We start from the raw sequence: 16959 nt of genomic DNA, 5'->3' as shown, positions 1-16959 counted from the left end.
TTTTTCTTAATCTTCGCCTCTTAATTTATCCAGTAAAAAACTTAAGGTCGCTGCTTCTTGTTCAGAAAGATTTTCGGACAACATCGCAGAAAGGTTCATATCAGCCTCCAATTCTTCTAAGAGTTGGAGGCCTTTTTCTGTAATAAGTAAGTCTACTGCTCGCTTATCAGATTTATTTTTTGTTCGGGTGACTAACCCTTTGGTTACGATTCGTTCCACCAATCTCGATATATCAGGTGTACTATTTATCATACGTTCCTTAATCATAGCGTTGGAAGCAGGATTAGGGAATTGTCCACGCAAAATCCGCAAAACATTAAACTGTTGAAGCGTTATTTTTTTCTTGTTCGCCCTGGATTCCAACAGATTACTCAACCAGTTATTCGTAAAAAGAATGTTAACAGTGGCTTTATGCCAATCATCCTGAAACCGACTGGTTTTGATTCGATCCTCAATCCCCATATTTATAATGAATCTAATTAAAACAATTATGTGACATAACCAACATCTCTAAACTCATTCCTTTTAATTATATTTGAAGAATTTCGAGGTATTAGAAACTATCTAAAGTTACAAAAATAATGCAAAATAAAATCTCACTTGATAAACTAAAAAAAGGTCAAAAAGCAGTCATTCATTCTTTTGATAAAGATGATCTTCCAGCCAAGTTTTATGAGTTGGGCTTTACCCCAGGTACTACTATACAGATCAAGCACATAGCCCCACTACACGGTCCAATCTGTGTCAATATTATTCAAGATAACACCTTAGTAGCAATCAGAAAGTCAGAAGCCTCATTAATTCTGGCAAACACAATATAATGAAGAACAATATAATAGCATTATTAGGAAACCCAAACGTAGGGAAAACATCATTATTCAATCGTATTACCAAACTGAATCAAAAGGTAGGAAACTATCCGGGTATCACGGTTGAGAAGAGAGAAGGTTCTATAAAAGCAGGCGATAAACACTATAAAATAATCGATCTACCAGGAACGTACACCTTGTTTCCAAACTCATTAGATGAAGAGGTCGTCTTCAATACCTTAACAAGTAAAAGTGAACACAGTATACCTGATCTTATCATAGTAGTATCTGAGCCGAGTACAATTAATCGAGGCGTTGTATTATATCAACAGGTACGTGAGTCGGGACTTCCCGCAATCTTCGTACTGAACATGATGGACGAGATTGAGGCAAAAGGAATCGAAATCGATATCCCAGCGCTGGAAAACTACCTAAAAACAAAAGTTTTCAAAACGAATGCTCGCACAGGAGAAGGTATAGATGCTTTAATAAACAATCTTGAAATCCAAGTTAATCCTTATTTTAATAGCTTAAACCTCCCCTCAGAATACCAACTGCCGCTCGATGAAGCAAAAAAACTTTTTCCATTAGCGACCGAATACCGTACATGGCAGTATCTGGCACAAGAAAATATTAAAGTCTTGTCTGCAGAAGAAAACAATCAACTGCTCGCTATAAGACAAAAATATGGTATACATATCCAACAGTTGCAAAAAGCTGAGGCCATATTGAGACAGGAGCAAATTAATAATGACCTAAAACAGGTATTAAAAAAGAAGGAAAACAAAAAACTAAGCTTAACCGAAAAAATAGACAATGTACTTATACATCCGATATACGGTTATCTGATATTCTTTGGCTTATTATTTTTGATATTTCAAGCAATCTACACCTGGTCAGGACCGTTAATGGATGGCGTAGACAGCCTGTTTGCCAGTTTAGGCGAATCAGCCGCAGCACTATTGCCTGAAGGGCCTCTAGCAGACCTTATGGTCAATGGTATAATAGCTGGTATCGGGGGCATAGTAATATTCCTTCCACAAATCATCATTTTATTCCTGTTTATCTCACTGATGGAGGAAACCGGATATATGAGCCGGGTAGTTTTTTTAATGGACCGTTGGCTCAAGCCATTCGGCCTGAATGGTAAATCTGTGATTCCATTGATGTCTGGGGTAGCCTGTGCAATCCCCGCAGTGATGTCTGCCAGAAACATTGAAAATCCTAAGGAACGCTTATTAACAATGTTAGTAACCCCCTTCATGACCTGCTCGGCAAGACTCCCTATCTATGTGGTTATTATAGGCCTAGTAATCCCTGACACGGAATTTCTAAGTTTCAACGTGCAAGGTATCGTACTCTTTGCTATGTATATACTGGGTATTGTAGCTGCATTGTTTTCTGCATTGATACTGAATAAAGTGATTAAGTCTGTTCGAAAATCCTATCTGATTTTTGAACTACCTACTTATAAAGCACCGGATTGGAAGAATGTACTTAATACGGTATGGGAAAAATCTTCAGGTTTCTTATTTGGAGCAGGTAAGATTATTTTAGCCATATCCATAATTTTATGGGTACTTGGTAATTTTGGGCCTAATGATAAATTCTCTGATCCCGAAAAGTATATTACACAGGAAAATCCACATTTTTCGGAAGAACAGATTGCAGATGAGGTTACAGCTTATAAAACAGAGTATTCTTACCTCGGGTATCTAGGTCGTGGGATTGAACCTGTTATTGAACCATTAGGTTATGACTGGAAAATAGGAATCGGATTAATCGCTTCTTTTGCTGCCCGCGAAGTATTCGTTGGGACAGTAGCTGTTGTGTACTCGCTTGGAGAAGATCTAGATATAGAAGATGATGGACAAAAGCAAACCTTATTCACACGCATGAAGTCGGAGATCAACCGTAATACAGGTAAACCAACCTATAATTTAGCTTCGGGAGTTTCACTTTTATTATTTTATGCCTTCGCTATGCAATGTATGGCAACAATTGGCGTTGTTAAGAGAGAGACGGGGTCGTGGAAGTGGACCTTGATCCAAGCAGGCTTTATGACAGGGCTTGCCTATATTGCAGCATTGATCGCGTATCAACTGTTAAAATAATAATTCAGACTATGATGTATATTCAGTATGCTATTATCGCAGTTATCTTTATCATCGCTATTGTATTCATGGTAAAGAAATTTATGCCCTCAAAAAGCAAGAGTGCAGGCTGCGGTAAAGGCTGTGGCTGCAGTTTTTCTGAAAAGGCCGAAAACTAGTTAAAAGAGATGAACCGACACAATCAGATTCGGTTCATCTCTTTCATGATCCGCCAGCTGGCGGATCATGAAAGTTTTTTAGAATAGACTCAATTGCCCGTTCCTAGGAGCATCAAATTCGTGTTCAAAAAAATTCGACACCGTAACTCCCAACAGCCGTACTTTCCGATCGTCTAAGTTAACTTTATCCAACAGGGCATTGGCTTCATCTTTCAACTGTCCATAGCTGGATAGAAAATGGGATCCTGTATAGCTTCTGGTAAGTAATGTGAAATCAGCAAATTTGACTTTTAAGGTCAACGTCCTGCCTGACACGGATTTGAGATCCAACCGACGACTCAACTTATAGCAAAGATTATCCAGTTCAGTCTTCATCTCTTCGAGTTCCATAATATCGCGTTCAAAGGTATCTTCAACGCTGATAGATTTAGCTACCCGATTGGGCCGTACAGGCCTATCATCATTACCTCGCACCATGTTATAAAAGAAACTTCCGGACTTTCCAAAATCACGAATCAGTTGCGCTTCTGAAAAAAGTTTCAAATCGCTTCCAGAGTGAATCCCCTTCCCTTTCATCTTTTGTGCGGTGACTTTACCTACTCCAAAAAATCGTTCTATCGGTAATGACTCTAAGAATTTGATAATTTTAGAAGGTCCGATAAAAGTCAGCCCATCAGGTTTGTTATAATCGGACGCAATCTTAGCTATAAACTTATTGACCGATACCCCAGCCGAAGCAGTTAAATTGAGTTCGCTCTTAATGGCTTGCTTGATCTCTCTAGCTATTTCTATTGCAGAACCTATCCCCTTCTTATCCTCGGTCACATCGAGATAAGCTTCGTCCAAAGAAAGAGGTTCAATGAGATCGGTATACCGTCTAAAAATCTCCCGAATCCGTACCGATACCTCCTTGTAGACATCAAATCTGGGATAGACAAATATAATATCGGGGCATAGCTGTAATGCCTGCCTGGAAGGCATAGCAGACTTAACACCAAAACGTCGTGCTTCGTAGCTCGATGTTGCGACGACACCACGCCCATCTGGAGACCCACCAACGGCAATGGGCTTTCCTCGCAATTCCGGAAAATCGCGTTGCTCTACAGAAGCGTAAAATGAATCCATATCAACATGGATGATCTTTCTCATCTTAAAACACTCACTCCTTATTAATATTAAGCTAATGTTAATTAAATATTATGAAATGATTACCTTAGACTTTAGCACTTTGTCATCGTTCCATTAATCCTATATTTGCGTAAAATTAATGTTAAGCCATGAAAGCTTAATACCAAATACCAACATTAGATTTTAAATTTAAAGAATAACAATGCAGTACCACAATTTTCGAACACTTTTTTTTTATAAAAAGTCTCTATTAGCGGCTCTTCTATTCGTTCTGTCCAGCCTTGGTAATCTTAATGCCCAAGAGAGAGATGACCGTGCTACCATTCTTAACTTTAAAGGCATCCAATATACCTCCAAAGACTCCTTATTCTATACAAACTTCAGGTTTAGAATGCAAAATAGATTAGGTTATAGCAATGTACTTGACGGAGAAGATAATGGAAAATTTGACGCTAGAATACGTCGATTACGCATGCGAATGGATGGTTACATTTATACGCCTAAGATATCGTATTCAGTCCAACTTGCTTTCACACGATCTGATCAAGATTTTGATGATACGGGAATACCAAATATCGTACGTGATGCTGTAATTTTCTATAATTTTTCAGATGACTTTTACATTTCTTTCGGGCAAAACAAACTACCTGGCAACAGACAACGTGTTAATTCTTCGGGATCTTTACAATTCGCGGATAGATCACTCGTTAATACCAACTTTACTGTGGACCGTGACTTTGGGGTAAGCTTTAACTTGAGTAAGAAGCTTGGCGCAATGCCTATTAACGCAAAAGCAGCTATTTCTACAGGTGAGGGCCGTCCTGCGAACTCTACCGATGACGGATTAGCATACACTGGACGTGTAGAGTTTTTACCGTTAGGTGAATTTGTAAATGGTGGTGATTACTCGGAAGGAGATATTGAAAGAGAAGTAACACCAAAGCTATCCATTGGCGGTGGATATAGTTACAACGACAGAACTACCCGAGAAGGAGGCCAGACAGGTAAGTACGTACAAGATCCCTTCACTTTAAAAACCGCTTTTGCAGACGCCATCTTTAAATACCAAGGTTTTGCTTATCAAGCAGAATATATGCGTAGGGATGTGGACAATCCCCTTAACAAAACAACAGATGATAAGCCTGAGGATATCTATGCCTATAAAGGCTGGGGACTCAATCAGCAAACATCCTATTTATTAAACCACGGTTATGAGATAGCAGGGCGTTACACTTATGTAAAACCGCATCAACAAATTTCACAATTCGAAGCACAAACTGAGGTCATAGAAGTAGGTCTTACCAAATATATGAAAGCACATCGCCTCAAATTCCAGTTGAATGCCAACTACATGATCAAAGATGGGGTATATGATAACGCTCATAATAAAAACTCTTGGGGCGGAATGTTTCAAGTGGAACTTGGTATCTAAAACTCAATCACAATATTTAAAAAACGTCGAAAAAGTTCGACGTTTTTTTTTTGCACAAAATATGGAAACAACCATCCCTTTGCATCTCTCAATAAAGAAATGTTCCTATTTCACAAAACAAGAACATACATACATAATTATTTACAGGTGAATACTTATCTTTAACGTTTAAAACAATACACTTACAAACGCTTGTTACTATTCATTTAACAAACAACAAGCTCAGCATATTTTGATTTAGAGACAATTTAATGAGATACTATATTATTGCAGGAGAAACATCGGGAGATCTACATGGCGCGAATCTGATAAAAGCATTGAAGGTTAAAGATCCTGATGCCGTATTCAGAATAGTGGGTGGAGATCGTATGCAACAGGAAGCTAATCAAAATGCATTGATACACACTTCTGAAATGGCATTTATGGGCTTCGTGGAGGTGATAAAAAATTTAGGCACTATAAGCAAGAATCTGAAAACGGTAAAAAAGGATCTTCTTGATTTTAACCCGCACACGGTCATCCTTATTGATTTCCCTGGATTTAACTTAAAAATTGCCTCCTTTGCAAAAGCACATCAGATAAAGACCTGTTATTATATTTCACCAAAAATATGGGCTTGGAATCAGGGTCGGGTACACAAGATTAAAAAGATCGTTGATCATATGTTTTGTATACTTCCTTTTGAAGTCGATTTCTACAAAAGATTCGGAATGAAAGTAGACTATGTAGGCAATCCCCTATTGGATGCAATATCAAACTATTCATTCAATTCGGATTTCCGTAGAGACAACCGGCTTACAGAGGCACCGATAATCGCTTTACTCCCGGGTAGCAGAAAGATGGAAATAGAGCAAATCCTACCCGACATGATCGAACTCTATTACGCATTTCCGAAACATCAACTCGTGATTGCGGGTGCACCTAACTTTGAATTGTCTTATTATCAGAATTACACTGCTGACTTAGATATCCCTGTTGTCTTTGATCGAACCTACGATCTGCTCAAGAATGCTGATGCCGCTGTAGTAACCAGTGGTACCGCCACTCTGGAAACGGGTATCTTAAAGGTGCCACAGGTAGTCGTCTACAAAGCCAATCCAATCTCCGTATGGCTAGCGCGAAAATTAATCAAGGTAAAATTTATTTCCTTGGTCAATCTGATCAATGATTATCTTTCAGTCATCGAGCTCATACAGCAGGATTGTAATCCTGGGCAGATACGCGATGAAATAGGCAAAATTATTTCCGAGAAAGAGCATAGAGACAGTATTTTGGAGAACTATGAAGTGCTGGCAGGTAAATTAGGTGAACCGGGAGCTTCGAAAAAAACGGCTAAATTAATCCTTCAGTACCTTAATCAAGTCAAAGAATAAAAGCTCCTATACAAGGAACATAAAAGGGAGTTGATTGTATAACTAAAAAAGCATAAGGAAATGAAAATTAACAAAAAACTAGGATTAATGACTTTTCTGATAGCGCTCTATTCCCTAACTATCGGACAAACAGCTGATATACATATTGGAAAGCTGGAATTGAATAAAAAAGAAAAGAAAGTCTTCAATGATCGTGACTCATCAGCAGTCATTCATATCGACACGTTGATTATGAAAGATAGGTCATCGTTACAATTTTATGGAAAGAAAGACGTAAAATTGGTTGTAAAACATGCTGAAATTGGAGATAGGGCATTCATATCCGGACAAGCTGGAAAAAATAATGCCTCCAATTTTGATATCGATATTAACTTTAAAAAATTAGGATCACTATACGTGATTGCTAGAGGTCAGGACGCCAACAATGGCATGCGGACGGATCCGAATGGGGATGCGGGCATTGTGAATCTAGTGTATGACCCCACCGGCGTTGTACCGCAGACAACAGATAAAAAACAAAAGAACTATCTTTTTGTAGATATCACTCCTGGGGGGCTACATGTCACTCCCAGTTCTGAGATTACAAATATCTACTCGAGGATAGCAACTTCAGCACCTGGGCTCCGAGGACTACCACAAGGACAAATCTACTCCGGATCACCGGGTAAAGAAGGAAAAGTAACCATTCGTAGTAAGTAACAAAAAATCCAATAAAAAAGGCTGTATATTTATTTATACAGCCTTTTTTTATTGCTTAAAGATTACTTTCAATCGCTTTTACTTCTTCGGCATAAAGCTCGACAGGTTTATCTAAAAGAACAGCAATAACCGTGTTATGAGGGTCCAACCTTTCTTTTGGAACATCAATATAAACAATCCCTGGAATAGCGCTCCAATACAACTTATTGTATATTTTATGCCCGATCATTGACCCTTCCCCTACTATTCGTATCCGCGCTATGGTATTTTTCAACCCTTTAATTGCGATAGGTCCGGTAGGCTGCCCCTCAACAAATAGATACAAAGTCTGTCTATCTTTGGAGAGAGCCGTCTTTCCTATATAATGTCCCTGAGCAATACCTGCTTGGGAGTCATGAAGTACTTCTGCATGCTTCTGAACCCATGCTTTAGTAGCTGAGCTCGCAAATTTCAAATCTTTGGACAACACACTACCATCATCATTCATACGCCCTAAAAACAGATTAGCTCCTAGGGATGTCCACTCTACAATCTCACGGATAGCACTTGGGGTATCTTTAGAATCCAACATCTCAGCCAGAATAGGCTTAACCTCTGCATGATCAAACTCAAAATGAGGTTGCTGATTAAATTCTATTGCTACAACAGAAGCCGTAGGATCGAAACCTTTCACATCCATCTTCAAGCTTAAATTATAGCCATCGTATTTATAATCAATTTTTTCTGAACTCCCTACAAAGCGAATAGCAACAGGTTTCGTCTGTAGTCCCTTTACCTGAAGATAATTTTTCACTTCATCCAAATATATATACACAGTCTTTCCATCTTTCGAAACACTATTTTTCTCTTGAATAAAAGCAGTTGCCACTCCTGCTCTAGTACCATAAATAGCTTCTTTATATTTACTCGTCCAACGACCTAGTTCTTTTAATATACTCACCTGCTCCTCAGGGATAGTACCGTCCGCTTTAGGTCCGATATCCAGCAACAAATTGCCCCCCATAGCAATACAATCTATAAGTGTCCGTACAATCATATTAGGCGTTTTATAATTGGTATCAAAGTGTTGGTAACCCCAAGAATCGTTCATGGTATAACACAACTCCCAGTACCGGTCCATCGGCCTGTTTACCGGTACACCTTGCTCTGGTGTGGCGTAGTCACCATGATGGTTCAATCGAGAGTTTACGATAACATTCGGATTATGGCGGCGAAGCAAAGCAAGGGTTTGTTCTGCTTTCCATTCTTCTGAACTATGCTCCCAATCACCGTCAAACCATAATAAATCGGGTTTATACTGTGTTGATAATTCGGTCAACTGTCCCTGATAATAATCAACAAATTGTCCCCAGCGTTTTGGCTCATCTTGCAGATTATAACGTTTACGTGACCGCGTTATAACATCGTAGTAAGGGTGACTCCAATCGGGCAATGAATAATAAAGGCCAGTCTTTAATCCGCTTTTCTTAACAGCAGCTACAAAAGGTGTCAAAACATCTTTCTTGGCTGCACCATCTTTGGGTATAGTGAGGGCTTTATCGGTTTTACTGTCCCACAGAGCTATCCCATCGTGATGCTTCGTCGTAATCACAGTATACTTCGCCCCAGATTCTTTAATCAGCTTCACCCATTCTTCGGGCTGATATTCACTTGCTGTAAACCCTTGAAGTTGCTTTAAATAATTGTCATGACTCGTATAATTATTAAAGAAGGACCACGACTCTGAAATTCCATCAACAGCATATACCCCCCAATGAATAAAAATTCCGAGCTTTGCATCGTCAAACCACTGCATCTTATCTTCCTTTGACACATCCTTTTGCCCATACGATTTAGCAAATAAAGAAAACAACACTAATCCAATAAAAAGTCTCTTAATCATAAATTTAAAGTAGAATAAACTAAAATAAGATATATCACGATCAATGACAAATTTTACTATCGAATAACGATTTATAGTGTACTTTTGTGCCAATGATAGAACTTTATACTGACGGCGCTTCAAGTGGAAACCCTGGTCCGGGAGGTTACGGTACAATACTAAGAACCATCTACACCGGAAGCAACCCTGCTTTTCAGGGCAAACTAATCGAGAAAGAGTTTTCTGGAGGATTTCGTAAAACGACCAATAATCGCATGGAATTAATGGCCGTCATTATCGGACTCGAAGCCCTTAAAAACATAAAACAAAAAGTCACTATCTATTCGGACTCCAAGTATGTAATCGATGCCATTGACAAGCGATGGGTTTATGGCTGGATGCAAAAAGGTTTTCAAGGAAAAAAAAATAAAGACCTGTGGATACGACTCATGCAGTCTTACAAACTACATGAAGTAAAACTCGTATGGGTGAAAGGTCACTCCGGCCATCCGCTCAACGAACGTTGTGACCAACTCGCTGTAGCTGCTTCAAAGGACAAATCAAACTGGAAAATTGACTCCGTCTTCGAAATGGAAGAGCAACAATAACCCCGGTCGGTGGCTTCGTAGCTCAACGCAAGTACGCAGAACTATTCAAAAAATAAATACTTACAGAAAAACTTTCGCTATAGTCATAAGCAATGTTTATTTTTGTGGCAAGATGTCAGACTTAAAATACAATCAAAGAGGTGTGTCCGCTGGAAAAGAGGATGTACACAATGCTATAAAGAATATTGATAAAGGTTTATACCCAAAAGCTTTTTGCAAAATCATACCTGATATTTTGGGGGCAGACGAAAACTGGTGTAATATCATGCATGCGGACGGAGCTGGGACAAAATCTTCTCTGGCTTATGTCTATTGGAAAGAAACAGGTGATGTATCCGTGTGGAGAGGTATTGCTCAAGATGCAATCATTATGAACCTAGACGATCTACTATGTGTGGGAGCGATAGACAATATTATTCTATCGTCTACAATCGGGCGTAATAAAAACAACATTCCGGGTGAGGTGATCGCAGAGATTATCAATGGTACGGAAGAGATTCTCGCGGAACTCCGTCAGTTGGGAATTGGAATTTATTCTACAGGAGGCGAAACCGCCGATGTAGGAGACTTAGTTCGTACGATCATTGTAGATAGTACAGTTACCTGCCGGATGAGACGCGAAGATGTTATATCCAACCACAAAATACAAGGAGGCAACGTCATCGTAGGATTAGCATCTTATGGTCAAGCGACTTATGAAAAAGAATACAACGGTGGCATGGGATCAAATGGGCTTACATCTGCTCGTCATGACGTTTTCAGCAAATATGTAGCAGAGAAATACCCAGAAAGCTTTGACCCCGCGGTACCTTATGATTTAGTATTTGCTGGTGGAAAAACGTTAACGGATACCATAAAAGTAGAGACCGGCGAAGAGGTAACTGCAGGAAAACTCGTTTTATCTCCAACACGCACCTACGCCCCCGTAATAAAAGTTATTTTAGACAAATACAGAAGTCAGATTGACGGCATGGTACACTGCTCGGGCGGTGCACAGACCAAAGTGCTTCATTTTGTTGATAACGTACACGTGATTAAAGACAATCTTTTCCCAATCCCTCCTTTATTTGACCTCATTCAAAAAGAGTCAAATACAGATTGGCAGGAAATGTATAAAGTATTTAATATGGGACACCGTATGGAACTATATGTGCCTGAAGAAATCGCTCAGGATATCATTCAAATATCAGAATCTTTTGGAATACCGGCTCAAGTGATAGGTCGTGTAGAAGATAGCCATAAGAAGCAGGTCACCATCAAATCGCCTTATGGCACATTTATCTACGAATAAGATACGTGAAAGAGAAGCTGACTATAGGCAGGTATGAAATTGTAGATCTTCCCGAATTGGGGATGTACAATATAGAATCCAAAATAGACACCGGGGCCGAAACCTCGGTGCTACACTGTGAAGATTTTGAGATTCAGGAGAAAGATGGACACCGTTTTATAACCTGCCATATCAAGCCGCATTTGGAAGAAGACGAAATATTAACATTGACTTTTCCTATCCATCGAGAGCGTGTGGTAAAAAGTTCGTTTGGTCAGACAGAAACCCGTCATATATTTTTGACTAAAATCCGTATGTTTGATGCTCTTTATGATATTAAATTATCCTTAAGAGATCGATCTTCTATGTCCTACCCTATGTTGTTAGGTAGGAACTTCATAAGCGGAAAATTCCTTGTAGATGTTTCCAAGAAAAACCTTTCTAGAAACAGCTTTTAATCAAACCTTTAGCCTACCCATTTGTTTTATATTTTAAATAAGCACATTCGTGAAAATAGCAATACTATCTACAAATAAAAATCTATACTCCACACAACGTCTAGTCGAAGCTGCCTCTGCTAGAGGCCACGAATGCGTTGTTATGGATCACAGCAAATGCTATGTAGGAATACAGCAAGGAAAACCAAGCATCCATTACCGCGGAGAGAACATAACAGATATAGATGCTATCATACCACGTATTGGTGCTTCGGTAACATTTTACGGATCAGCAATCGTACGTCAATTCGAAGTAATGAATGTAATATCTGCCAATCCAAGTCAGGCGATAACCCGCTCACGAGACAAGCTAAGATGTATGCAGATACTTTCAGGGGCAGGATTAGGTTTACCTATCACAGGATTTGCCCGAACGACCTCAGATGTAGATGATCTTATCAACATGGTAGGTGGTGCTCCTCTGGTCATCAAATTGTTAGAAGGAACACAAGGAATAGGTGTGGTATTGGCCGAAACTAAAAAAGCAGCTTCCTCTGTGATCGAAGCATTCTATGGCTTAGGCAACAACATCCTGATTCAAGAATATATCAAAGAGGCCAAAGGTACGGACATACGTGCTTTTGTAGTCGACGGAAAAGTTGTAGGTGCCATGAAAAGAACCGCTAAAGAAGGAGAATTCAGATCGAATCTACATCGAGGAGGAACTGCCGAAATCGTCAAATTAACCCGCAAAGAAAGGGAAACTGCTATCGCAGCTGCCCGAGCAATGGGACTTACTGTCGCAGGGGTCGATATGCTACCTTCAACAAGAGGCCCATTAATTCTAGAAGTAAACTCCTCCCCCGGTTTAGAAGGCATCGAGAAAGCTACACACAAAGATATCGCAGGTGAAATTATAAAATACCTCGAAACTCAATATGAAGCCAAACAACAGCTTCGTCAAGTTGTTGTAAAACGAAAGGTTAAAAAAGAAAGTAAGCTTTAGAAATTCTAAAGCTTATTTCATTAAAAATCCTCCACCAACTAGATCATTACCTTCATAAAATACGGCTGATTGCCCCGGTGCAATACCTTTCACCGCATGAGGAAAGTCCACTTGCATGATATCCCCCTGTTGGGTCAAGGTAGATACCGCACCAGCATCTTTGTATCTAATTTTAGTAATAGCTTCCATAGGCTCTTCCAAAGAAGCGTACTTCACTAAATTAATATTACGTACAAATGCCTGTGAACGCTCCAACTCGTGCTCTTCGCCCAAGACAACCGAATTACTTTCTGGTAAAATCTCAATCACAAACATTGGTTTACCTAGTGCAATTCCTAGCCCCTTACGTTGACCGATTGTGAAATAAGGATAACCGATATGTTGCCCTACTACGGTGCCATCTGAGAGCAAAAAATTACCTGGACCTATCTCTTGATCAAGGGAAGGCTTTTTATGCCTTAAAAACTCTCTATAATCGTTATTAGGCACAAAACATATCTCATAACTTTCCGATTTGTTAGCAAGTTCCTTTTGCCCCATATCCAATGCCATCTGTTTAATCTCTGATTTGTGAAAACCGCCCAATGGAAACTGTGTCCGGGCTAGGTTTTCCTGAGTGACTCCCCACAGGACATAAGATTGGTCTTTATGTTCGTCAAGTCCTTTAGAAATCACATAACGCCCATTATCGTGTTGACGGATATTCGCATAATGCCCTGTAGCAATAAATTCACAATCCAGCTTATTTGCTCTTTTGATTAATGCCTCCCATTTGATATGCGTATTACACAACACACAAGGATTAGGGGTACGTCCTGCGATATACTCATCGACGAAATTATCAATCACATAATCACCAAATTCATTGCGTATATCTAAAATAAAATGGGGAAATCCATAATTTACAGCAAGAGACCGAGCATCATTAATACTGTCTAAGCTACAACATCCCGTTTCCTTCGACGAACCTCCGGAACTAGCGTAATCCCAAGTTTTCATCGTTATTCCGATCACTTCGTAACCTTGCTCGTGCAACATGACGGCCGCTACCGAACTATCAACACCGCCACTCATCGCTACCAATACTCTTCCTCTTTTACTCATACTATTTTAATAAAATGCAAAGATACCCTAAAATCATTTATCCCTGTGTTTATTTCGTGTAATTTTATCTCAATCAAAATCAACCATTTGTACATATATCCTGTTTTTTTTTCATATAAATGTTTTAGAATCCAAAAAGAGAAGCTATATTTGCATCGCAAGAACGGTAAAACGGATTGCAAAAAAAGGTGCCATAGCTCAGTTGGTAGAGCAAAGGACTGAAAATCCTTGTGTCGCTGGTTCGAATCCAGCTGGCACCACCCAAAATCTGACAAGTAACAGATTCTAAACAAAAACTTGGTAAGGTGCCATAGCTCAGTCGGTAGAGCAAAGGACTGAAAATCCTTGTGTCGCTGGTTCGAATCCAGCTGGCACCACAAAAAAAGACTATCTCTTTAGATAGTCTTTTTTTATTTATGAATAATCTAATCGACTCCGGACTCTTTCAAAATATTTCTGACTTTCTTTGTATCGCTATAGACTGAACATAGATGTGCCCCCTCTCCGTGTACAGTCCAAATCTCTAGCGGCTCCACTCGTTCGATATAAGTTAACAAATCATTCCAATCAATGTGATCAGAAATATATAACGACAAATCATTCTGTCGCTGCAGACGCTTCCATCCAGATGCAAAAACGCGAATTACATTTTTAGCCCTTGTATAATGATTGAATGTCATAGGAGGAACTAAATACACCTTGTCTTTCCCTTCCTTCAAAGCCTTTCTGTGATACAACTCATATTTGAGCTTAACAAAGCCCAATTGATCGTAAATGCGGTGGATAGGAGCCATACTGTGATGCACGAATACCTCCTTCTGCGGACAATAGGTATTAAGAAGATATGTAAGACGCTGTGCCTTCCCTAATGAATAACAGCCTAACATAATATGGACAGACTGCTGTCCCAACTTCTTGATCTCTTCTACGGGATCGGGATGGATGACATCTGGATATGCAAATGTAGTTTCGGTAATCAATACGTCAGCTTTAACGTAAGCAATGGGCTCGCATGTCGCGTCCTCCTGCAACTTATAATCACCAGTGTAGAGATACCGTACGCCTCTATACACCATCAAAATCTGAGCAGATCCTAGAATATGCCCGGCAGGTATAAAAGTAACCTCCACACCATTAAAAACAAAGCATTTGTCAAATGGTTGAAGCTTGTAAGATGATAAGGCTTGCTTCGTAAATCGATATTGCATAAATGCAGCAGTAGCTGCCGTACAGTATATCTCCTGATGTCCTGGCACAGCATGATCACCATGCGCGTGCGATATTACGGCATGTTGTACCGGATGCTTTGGATCAATATAAAAATTACCAATACGACAATAATAACCCAGTGTCGTTTCTATTAAAAAGTCGTCAATTATTTCGACCATTGTCTATCTAAAATCTGTTGATGTATTTGTAATATTTGAGGAAGTAAAGGGCTTACTCCATCATTTAGAATAGTAAAATTCACATATTTTTGCTTTTCTTCTTCAGTCATCTGTTTGTTTATCCGTTCAATGACTTCTGCGCGGGAAACATTATCCCTCTGCATGACACGTTCAATTCTTAGTGGCTCCGGAGCACGGACCAAAATGAGACAATCCAGTGACTTATAAGAACCGCTTTCAATAAGCAATGCTGCCTCTTTGAGACTATATGCTGCAATTTGTTTTTCCGCCCATCGCTCAGCATGCCGGATTACGATCGGATGGACTATACTATTTAATAAGTTCAATTTATCACTATCCCCGAAAACCTGTTTCGCCAGCCACCTTCTATCCAAAGAACCATCAGCTTGATAAACCTCTACGCCGAAGATATCGATCAATCCCCTTCTTAAATCTAGATCGTGATTCATTAAGAACTTTGCTTCACGATCCGCATCATAAAAAGGAATTCCCATCGTCTTAAATATACTGGATACAAAACTCTTTCCAGACCCTATCCCCCCTGTAATACCAACTTTTATAGTCATAACTAATATTTACTTGCGCACAAAAAAATCAACATTCTGCGGCTCAATTTTCACAACTTTGACAAAATCAGGAACCTTTGTCAATAGGACAGGCAAACTCTTGACACGATTTTCCTCCCAATTATCCAAGTCGACAATAGCTTCAAAATCACGTGCAGTCCATTTACTAAAATCCTTTAATGAGACCAAAGTGGTAATCGTCACCTTACTGGGTATAGTACGGACAGAAGTATAACGTCCCTCATTCTCAACCTTGATGGGTATTTCAATAACTTTCTCTGTAAGCTCTCCTATCGGGATAACAACCTCCGCAAAGGTGGGGTAAATCGTCACATTTGTACGTTGTCGCTTATTAATATTTGATACGGTACGTATATCGGTATGAACTTGGGTACCGAAGATACTGTCAGTCTCTAGATACTCAATATTGGCAACATCCTCCAAAGGCCCCGTTATCGTAACGTATTCCGGAGTCGTCCGAGTAGCTCCAATAACTCCGTACTGTTTCTTAAATCCAAGATGCATAGGCACTCGAACTGGCACCTTACGTTGGGTCTGTTTTGAAAAATCAAAATATAGGGTATCCGGTCCTACGCTGATCACCTGTTTGTCCACAGGGAATTGCCTATTAATAAATCCAATCTGATTGGAGAAAACAATATAATTACGCGTACTTAGGCTACTTAAATCAACTTGAATATTTGCTGTATCAGGATTCAATCGGGACAATAAAACATTCCACCCACTCATCTTTACCCGAACATTGACTGTATCAGACTGTAATGGATGAAAAGCCCGTTTTTCTGGTATATTCACATATTCGATACCTGCTTTGACCGTAAATGTATACTTGTTAGAGATGGCGATCAACAACCATGCGATAAAAGAAATAATAAGACAACGCACGAAAATTGAAATCTTACGACGCTGTATTTTACTAATTCTCCTTTGCTTCATATATACAAACTTAGATAAAATGCCCTAT

17 protein-coding genes and 2 tRNA genes are annotated in these 16959 nt (G+C 39.4%); 12 read left to right on the top strand and 7 right to left on the bottom strand.

What is annotated here, in order from left to right; genetic code table 11:
- Positions 1–6 precede the first annotated feature (6 nt).
- Positions 7–462 carry a MarR family winged helix-turn-helix transcriptional regulator gene (locus tag B5X76_RS07930; protein ID WP_079642575.1) on the bottom strand — a complete coding sequence of 152 codons (456 nt, stop codon included), beginning with the start codon at positions 460–462 and terminating at the stop codon, positions 7–9.
- 119 nt (positions 463–581) lie between these two features.
- On the opposite strand from B5X76_RS07930, the gene B5X76_RS07925 reads away from it, so the two are divergent.
- From B5X76_RS07925 to B5X76_RS21640, 3 genes are read left to right on the top strand one after another with little or no spacing between them, the layout of a single operon-like run.
- Entirely contained in the window at positions 582–821 is a 240-nt protein-coding gene (locus B5X76_RS07925) for a FeoA family protein (protein WP_079642574.1), read from the top strand.
- Positions 821–2923: a ferrous iron transport protein B gene (gene feoB, locus B5X76_RS07920; protein ID WP_079642573.1), complete on the top strand. Its 2103-nt coding sequence runs from the start codon at positions 821–823 to the stop codon at positions 2921–2923. The genes B5X76_RS07925 and feoB overlap by 1 nt, the downstream gene beginning before the upstream one ends.
- An 11-nt stretch (positions 2924–2934) precedes the next feature.
- Complete coding sequence (locus B5X76_RS21640) at positions 2935–3081, top strand: FeoB-associated Cys-rich membrane protein (protein ID WP_139375239.1); 147 nt, start codon at positions 2935–2937, stop codon at positions 3079–3081.
- 78 nt (positions 3082–3159) lie between these two features.
- On the opposite strand, the gene dinB is transcribed toward B5X76_RS21640, so the two are convergent.
- Positions 3160–4230, bottom strand: a complete 1071-nt coding sequence (gene dinB / locus B5X76_RS07915; protein ID WP_079642572.1) for a DNA polymerase IV — start codon at positions 4228–4230, stop codon at positions 3160–3162.
- 181 nt (positions 4231–4411) lie between these two features.
- On the opposite strand from dinB, the gene B5X76_RS07910 reads away from it, so the two are divergent.
- The 3 genes from B5X76_RS07910 (at position 4412) to B5X76_RS07900 (ending at position 7713) form a co-directional block, all read left to right on the top strand.
- On the top strand, positions 4412–5641 hold the full coding sequence (locus tag B5X76_RS07910; protein ID WP_079642571.1) for a porin: 1230 nt from the start codon (positions 4412–4414) through the stop codon (positions 5639–5641).
- 251 nt (positions 5642–5892) lie between these two features.
- Positions 5893–7014 (top strand): lipid-A-disaccharide synthase, encoded by a 1122-nt coding sequence (lpxB, locus tag B5X76_RS07905; RefSeq protein WP_079642570.1) that lies wholly within the window; start codon positions 5893–5895, stop codon positions 7012–7014.
- A gap of 60 nt (positions 7015–7074) precedes the next feature.
- A complete protein-coding gene (locus B5X76_RS07900) occupies positions 7075–7713 on the top strand; it encodes a hypothetical protein (RefSeq protein WP_139375238.1) in 639 nt (212 codons plus the stop codon).
- A gap of 55 nt (positions 7714–7768) precedes the next feature.
- On the opposite strand, the gene B5X76_RS07895 is transcribed toward B5X76_RS07900, so the two are convergent.
- Positions 7769–9595 (bottom strand): alpha-L-fucosidase, encoded by a 1827-nt coding sequence (locus B5X76_RS07895; RefSeq protein ID WP_079642690.1) that lies wholly within the window; start codon positions 9593–9595, stop codon positions 7769–7771.
- 92 nt (positions 9596–9687) lie between these two features.
- Here B5X76_RS07895 and rnhA point away from each other — a divergent pair, with 92 nt between their 5' ends.
- The 4 genes from rnhA (at position 9688) to rimK (ending at position 12895) form a co-directional block, all read left to right on the top strand.
- Positions 9688–10182, top strand: a complete 495-nt coding sequence (gene rnhA / locus B5X76_RS07890) for a ribonuclease HI (protein ID WP_079642569.1) — start codon at positions 9688–9690, stop codon at positions 10180–10182.
- Positions 10183–10294: 112 nt separating this feature from the next.
- Positions 10295–11473, top strand: coding sequence for an AIR synthase related protein (locus B5X76_RS07885; RefSeq protein ID WP_079642568.1), 1179 nt, complete (start codon positions 10295–10297; stop codon positions 11471–11473).
- Positions 11474–11478: 5 nt separating this feature from the next.
- The gene (locus B5X76_RS07880; RefSeq protein WP_079642567.1) at positions 11479–11910 is read left to right on the top strand and encodes an ATP-dependent zinc protease family protein; all 432 of its coding nucleotides are present in this window, start codon (positions 11479–11481) and stop codon (positions 11908–11910) included.
- Positions 11911–11959: 49 nt separating this feature from the next.
- Complete coding sequence (gene rimK, locus B5X76_RS07875; protein ID WP_079642566.1) at positions 11960–12895, top strand: 30S ribosomal protein S6--L-glutamate ligase; 936 nt, start codon at positions 11960–11962, stop codon at positions 12893–12895.
- A 12-nt stretch (positions 12896–12907) separates the two neighbouring features.
- Here rimK and mnmA read toward each other — a convergent pair whose 3' ends face one another.
- Complete coding sequence (gene mnmA / locus B5X76_RS07870; RefSeq protein ID WP_079642565.1) at positions 12908–13999, bottom strand: tRNA 2-thiouridine(34) synthase MnmA; 1092 nt, start codon at positions 13997–13999, stop codon at positions 12908–12910.
- Between the two features lie 187 nt (positions 14000–14186).
- Between mnmA and B5X76_RS07865 the strand changes: the two genes are divergently transcribed.
- Together B5X76_RS07865 and B5X76_RS07860 are read left to right on the top strand one after the other, a co-directional pair.
- Positions 14187–14259 (top strand) — tRNA-Phe (locus B5X76_RS07865).
- A 44-nt stretch (positions 14260–14303) separates the two neighbouring features.
- Positions 14304–14376, top strand: a tRNA-Phe gene (locus B5X76_RS07860).
- Positions 14377–14424: 48 nt separating this feature from the next.
- On the opposite strand, the gene B5X76_RS07855 is transcribed toward B5X76_RS07860, so the two are convergent.
- The 3 genes from B5X76_RS07855 to B5X76_RS07845 are packed head-to-tail and all read right to left on the bottom strand — an operon-like array spanning position 14425 to position 16931.
- Positions 14425–15387: an MBL fold metallo-hydrolase gene (locus B5X76_RS07855; protein ID WP_079642564.1), complete on the bottom strand. Its 963-nt coding sequence runs from the start codon at positions 15385–15387 to the stop codon at positions 14425–14427.
- Complete coding sequence (gene coaE / locus B5X76_RS07850; RefSeq protein WP_079642563.1) at positions 15375–15974, bottom strand: dephospho-CoA kinase; 600 nt, start codon at positions 15972–15974, stop codon at positions 15375–15377. The genes B5X76_RS07855 and coaE overlap by 13 nt, the downstream gene beginning before the upstream one ends.
- A 9-nt stretch (positions 15975–15983) precedes the next feature.
- Positions 15984–16931, bottom strand: a complete 948-nt coding sequence (locus B5X76_RS07845) for a YbbR-like domain-containing protein (protein WP_079642562.1) — start codon at positions 16929–16931, stop codon at positions 15984–15986.
- Positions 16932–16959: the final 28 nt, after the last annotated feature.

The organism is Sphingobacterium nematocida, assembly GCF_900168125.1.
Classification (GTDB): Bacteria; Bacteroidota; Bacteroidia; order Sphingobacteriales; family Sphingobacteriaceae; genus Sphingobacterium; species Sphingobacterium nematocida.
Note: the sequence above shows the minus strand (reverse complement) of the source record. Positions and strands in the feature narration are given on the sequence as shown.